The 5,562-nt window shown below is 27.2% G+C and carries 3 protein-coding genes and 1 pseudogene; 1 reads left to right on the top strand and 3 read right to left on the bottom strand.

Going from position 1 to position 5,562, the window contains the following annotated elements:
- Positions 1–140 precede the first annotated feature (140 nt).
- From dnaA to Q1J76_RS10930, 3 genes are all read right to left on the bottom strand, one after another.
- On the bottom strand, positions 141–1,529 hold the full coding sequence (dnaA, locus tag Q1J76_RS10940; protein ID WP_300370200.1) for a chromosomal replication initiator protein DnaA: 1,389 nt from the start codon (positions 1,527–1,529) through the stop codon (positions 141–143).
- Positions 1,530–1,823: 294 nt separating this feature from the next.
- Positions 1,824–2,114, bottom strand: coding sequence for a hypothetical protein (locus tag Q1J76_RS10935; protein ID WP_300370197.1), 291 nt, complete (start codon positions 2,112–2,114; stop codon positions 1,824–1,826).
- A gap of 367 nt (positions 2,115–2,481) precedes the next feature.
- The gene (locus Q1J76_RS10930; RefSeq protein ID WP_300370194.1) at positions 2,482–3,015 is read right to left on the bottom strand and encodes a hypothetical protein; all 534 of its coding nucleotides are present in this window, start codon (positions 3,013–3,015) and stop codon (positions 2,482–2,484) included.
- Between the two features lie 734 nt (positions 3,016–3,749).
- Here Q1J76_RS10930 and gyrB point away from each other — a divergent pair.
- A pseudogene (gene gyrB / locus Q1J76_RS12560) lies at positions 3,750–5,562 on the top strand (DNA topoisomerase (ATP-hydrolyzing) subunit B); the annotation flags it as partial.

The following is a 5,562-nucleotide window of genomic DNA, read 5'->3' as shown; positions in this document are numbered from 1 at the left end:
GGGTTAAAAAAGTATCACCCTGGAAAATATAGCAGGGTGATAAGGAGGTTTATGAAAAATTGTATTAATTTAACAATACCCTTGTATTATATACAAAATCATATAAAAGTCAACATTTTTTAATATTTATTTTAATATTTTTATGACATATTTGATATTATTTCATTTATCTCAGAAAATATATGGGACCCTGTTTTAAGCTCATCTTTAACTTTATCTCTGGCATAAATTATTGAAGCATGATCTCTATTAAAATCTAATCCTATTTCGGTAACAGATTTTTTGGAATATTCGCAAGCTAAATATATGGCTACATGTCTAGCTTTAGATATAAATTTAGTTTTATCCCTACTTTCAAAAGATGACATTTCTATTCCATAATAATCTGCTACTATTTTCTTTATTTCTTTTATAGTAGCATTATTTAATTTAGGTTTGCTTGTAAAATAATCTTTAAATATATCTAATTTTTCGCATTGCTCTATATCAGGAGTTATTTTCATCAAATCTCTTACTGATAAATATGCTCTTATGGCACCTTCTATTTTTCTAACATCAGTAGTAATATTTTCTGCCATATATTTCATAACTTCTTCATCGATATTAGTATGCAAATCAAATAGTTTTCTTTCTATTATAGCAAGCCTAGTTTCATATTGAGGAGGCTCTATTGATAGTATAAGGCTTTTTTCAAATCTATTTTTTAATCTTGCTTCTATATTTCTTAACTCTTTAGGAGGCTTATCACTTACAAATACCATCTGTTTTGATGCATTATCCAAAGCCTGAAATATTTCAAATAATTCTTTAGATGTTTCCTGAGCACTTTCTAATAATTGTAAATCATCTAGTAAAAGCATATCCAAAGATTTATATTTTCTTTTAAAAATTTCTGGCTTTTTATTCTGAAGTCCAAATACATATTCATCTCTGAAACCGCTTCCATCTATATAAAAAACTTTGGCATTAGGATTATTTTCAATATAACTGTTGCCTATAGCCTGAAGTAAATGCGTTTTACCTATACCTACACTTCCGTATATATAGAGAGGATTATATTCTTTACCAGGATTAGATGATACATATTTAGCAGCCTCAAATACATATCTATTATTATTACCCTGTATGAAATTATCAAATATAAAATATTCATTTAAATTAGTTTTGTTATTAGAAATTTCTTTTTTTGATGTATCTGAAATAACTGTATTATTAGAATCATTTTTACTTTCTTCATTACCACTGCTAATATTCTCTTCGGCATTCAAATACTCATTAACAAGTTCAGCATCCACTTTAACATTTATATCTATACTATGCCCTAATTTATCTTCAAAAAAATCTTTTATTCTTCCTAAAAAATCTTTCTTTATATGAGCAGCACTGAAATCTCCTGAACATACTATATCAGCCTTATTTTCATCATCAGCTATAAAAATACTACCCTTAAGCAATGCAGCACCAGCAAACTCATCATCTTCACTTATAATATCTAAAAATTCATTCCAATATTTTTTTATCTCTTCCATTTCTCTATCTTTAAAATATATTCTAACTATTTTATAATCGGAATTTATATTTTTAAATTAAATATAAAAAATTATACTATATATAATTACTAATTAGAAAAATATTTGTATACTAATAATCAATATTATAAAGCATAGGGAATGATATCCCTTATGATTACCATTTAGATGACACATACATTTAGCTGAAGTTAATTGTTTTATCGTTTTATATTGATTAATGCAGTATTTATTGGAGTTAAACTTACTGTAAAACAAAAACATATAACAGTTATTATAAGATATGTAATTTTTTCATTTCTTATTATTCACAATTAAATCTTTATATTTGGAATCTTTAAATTCTATATATGGTCTGGAACTTAACATATGAATAGCAGTTATAAGGGAATAGCTTATCCATGCTTTTTTTTCTGTAGGCTTTGAAGATGAATTTTCATTTTTTTTAAGAAGTTCATTTAAAGATTCGGATATATCATCAATATGCTCTTCAAAAAAATCTTCGCATTCATCACAAGTATCCATAGTAGCCTGCCCTTCTATTTCTTTAATATCATTTCCACACCAAACACATTTTACAGCCATTTATAATTTCCTTAATATAATTTTATTGTGCAATATTATACTAATAATATAAAAGTTTGTAAAGATATTAAATTATTAATTTTTTTATTATTTATTTCTATGTTATTATTTTTTAGATGAATTGATTATTAAATTTTATTATATATGGCATGCGTAATAAATAAAAAACCCCTTAACTTGAAACTCAAGCAAGGGGCAATATTATATTATTTAATCAAACCAAATTAGGATACTATAAAGGCTTGAATAAATGTGTTTAGATTATGAAATGTAATAGCTTTTATGTTATAATATTATTTGGGTAACGGGTATATAGAGGCGAGTAACACTCTCCCCTATATACTCTTACAACAAACCTAAAACTATATTACTTAGAAATTTTTACATATACTACAACATCTTTAGGATTATATCCAGTAGCTGATACAGTTATGGTAACCTTAACCTGATTGTATTTTCCTTCGCCAAGTTTAGATACTTCTCTTACTCCTTCAGCGCTAATACTTAAATTAGTTCCATCGTAAGAAAAATGTGTCTTTGTTAATACAGAATTTGCATTATTTTCACTTGAATCTCCTGTATCTTTTACTACGTCTTTAATTGCGTATTTTAATTCTTTTACATCGTCTGGTTTAACAGTAAGTGTTAAAGGTCTTTTAATAGCGGCATTACTAGCCTTATTAAAATCTAAAGGACTACCTGTAGCAGTTCCAGCACTAGCTGTTATACTAACAAAGTCTTTAAGTTCTGGTTCTGGTTCTGGTGTAGGGTCAGTTCCAGGGTTGTCAGGTGTGGTAGGTGTTTCAGGTGTGGTAGGTGGTGTGGTTGTTTTGTTGCAGCTTACGCCAAGTAATGATAAAGCCATTATCATTATAAAAATAGATAAAATCTTTTTGTTCATAGTCTGAACTCCTTTTAATAATTTTTTTGTATTATAAACATTATTTTAATGTTTACTGCTGAATTATAGAAATGAGAATATTTCTTTATTATGTTAAGTTTGTATTTTGAAAGATTATTTAATATTTTATGATATATTAGTTTTGATATATTAATTAATTTCTGCAACGCAAAAAGAGTTTGCTGGCATAGTATAATTAGTATAAAGTTATGATTATTATTTTGATATTTTTTGTTAATTAAAGAATGATTAGATTGCTGATTGCTGATTGCTGATTGCTGATTGCTGATTTCAGCGATTAGTATTTTTAGTGATATTCTTATATTTTCCATAGACAAATAGTATACTTTTTTTATTTTTATGTCAATGTTTTTTGACAATTTTTGTTTATTTTTTATTTCTTTTAATATCTTTTTTACATTTTTTAATATCATTTTTAAATATCTATATGTATATAAATTTATTACATTTGATTATTGTTCTTAATAAATAAAAGATTTCAAGGAATAATAGACTATAATAATTATTTTGTATTTGTTTGAAAGGATATAAAAATATTTTATTTCGTTATACATTCAATAAAAATATATTTTTTTATTAAAAAATTAGAATATTCTAACATTTGTAATAAAAATACTGTAATTCAAATTTGTAATATTATTACATTCATTGTATAATATATACATTAAAATTTGGAAATAAATTAATAAATATTTAAGAGGAAAATTACAAATATGGCTGCAGAAAAAACATATAGCTCGAAAAATATTCAAGTTTTGGAAGGACTAGACCCTGTTAGAAAACGTCCGGGTATGTATATTGGTTCTACAGGAGTTCAAGGTTTGCATCATTTAGTATATGAGGTTGTAGACAATAGTATAGATGAAGCTATGGCAGGATATTGTAAGAATATAACTGTAACTATTAAAAAAGATAATATAATAGAAGTAGAAGATGATGGAAGGGGCATACCTGTTGATATGCATCCTAAATTGAAGATATCAGCTTTAGAAGTTGTAATGACTAAATTGCATGCAGGTGGTAAATTCGATAATGAAACATATAAAGTATCAGGCGGTTTGCATGGTGTAGGTGTATCTGTAGTTAATGCTTTAAGTACAGAGTTAGTGGCGGAAGTAAGTAAAGACGGAAAGCTTTATAAACAGGTATATCATAAAGGTGTGCCTGAAGAACCTGTAAAAGAAGTTGGAAAAACTTCAAAAACAGGTACTAAAGTAACATTTAAAGCTGATGTAGAAATATTTGAAACTACAGAATATGATTATAAAATACTTGCCAATAGATTAAGAGAGTTAGCTTTCTTAAACAGAGGAATAAAAATAACTCTTACAGATAAAAGAGAATCTAAAACTGTTAGTAATGATTTTTATTATGAGGGCGGTATAGAAATGTTTATTACTCACCTAAATGAAAATAAAAAATCATTACATGATAAGCCTATATACTTACATAAAAATGAAGATAAGACTGATGTAGAAGTAGCTATGCAATATGTTGATGCTTATAATGAAAATATATTTACTTATTGTAATAATATTAATACTACTGAAGGAGGTACTCATTTAGTAGGATTTAGAACTGCTTTAACAAGAGTTTATACTGACTTTGCTAAAAAACTTGAATTAGATAAAAAAGCAAAATAACATTTATGGGTGAAGATACTAGAGAAGGTTTAGTTGCTGTAGTGTCCGTAAAAATACCTAATCCTCAATTTGAAGGACAGACAAAAACAAAATTAGGAAACACAGAAGTAAGAACAGTAACAGAAAAACTTGTAGTTGAAGGACTTAATGATTATTTTTCTCAAAACCCTAAAGTTATAAAAGCCATATTGGAAAAAATTATATCTGCGGCACAGGCTAGAGAAGCTGCTAGAAAAGCAAGAGATTTAGCCAGAAGAAAAAATGCATTAGAAAGCGATTCATTACCTGGTAAATTGGCTGACTGTTCAGAGCAGGAAGTAGATAAATGCGAAGTATATTTGGTAGAGGGAGATTCTGCAGGAGGTACTGCTAAAGGAGGAAGAGACAGACATTTTCAAGCCATTCTGCCTCTTAGAGGTAAAGTATTAAATGTAGAAAAGGCAAGACTTGATAAGATCATAGATAATGAGAGTTTAAAACCTATCATTGCTGCTTTAGGATGCGGAGTAGGTTCCTCATTTGATATATCTAAAATAAGATACGGCAGAGTCATAATAATGGCAGATGCTGATATTGACGGTTCACATATAAGAACTTTACTTTTAACTTTCTTCTTCAGATATATGCGTCCTTTAATAGACTTGGGACATATATTTATAGCTGTTCCTCCTCTATACAAAATAAGTTTTGATAAAAAGAATTTTGTATACGCATACTCTGATGATCAAAGAGATAAAATACTAGCTGAAAATAAAAATAAAAAATATGATATACAGAGATATAAGGGTTTAGGCGAGATGAATGCTGATCAATTATGGGAAACTACTATGAATCCTGAAACTAGACTTATGTATCAAGTATTAACAGAAGATGCTGAAAAAGC

It is taken from the genome of Brachyspira sp. (genome assembly GCF_029258575.1).
Classification (GTDB): Bacteria; Spirochaetota; Brachyspiria; order Brachyspirales; family Brachyspiraceae; genus Brachyspira.
This window is presented reverse-complemented; position numbering and strand designations above follow the sequence as displayed.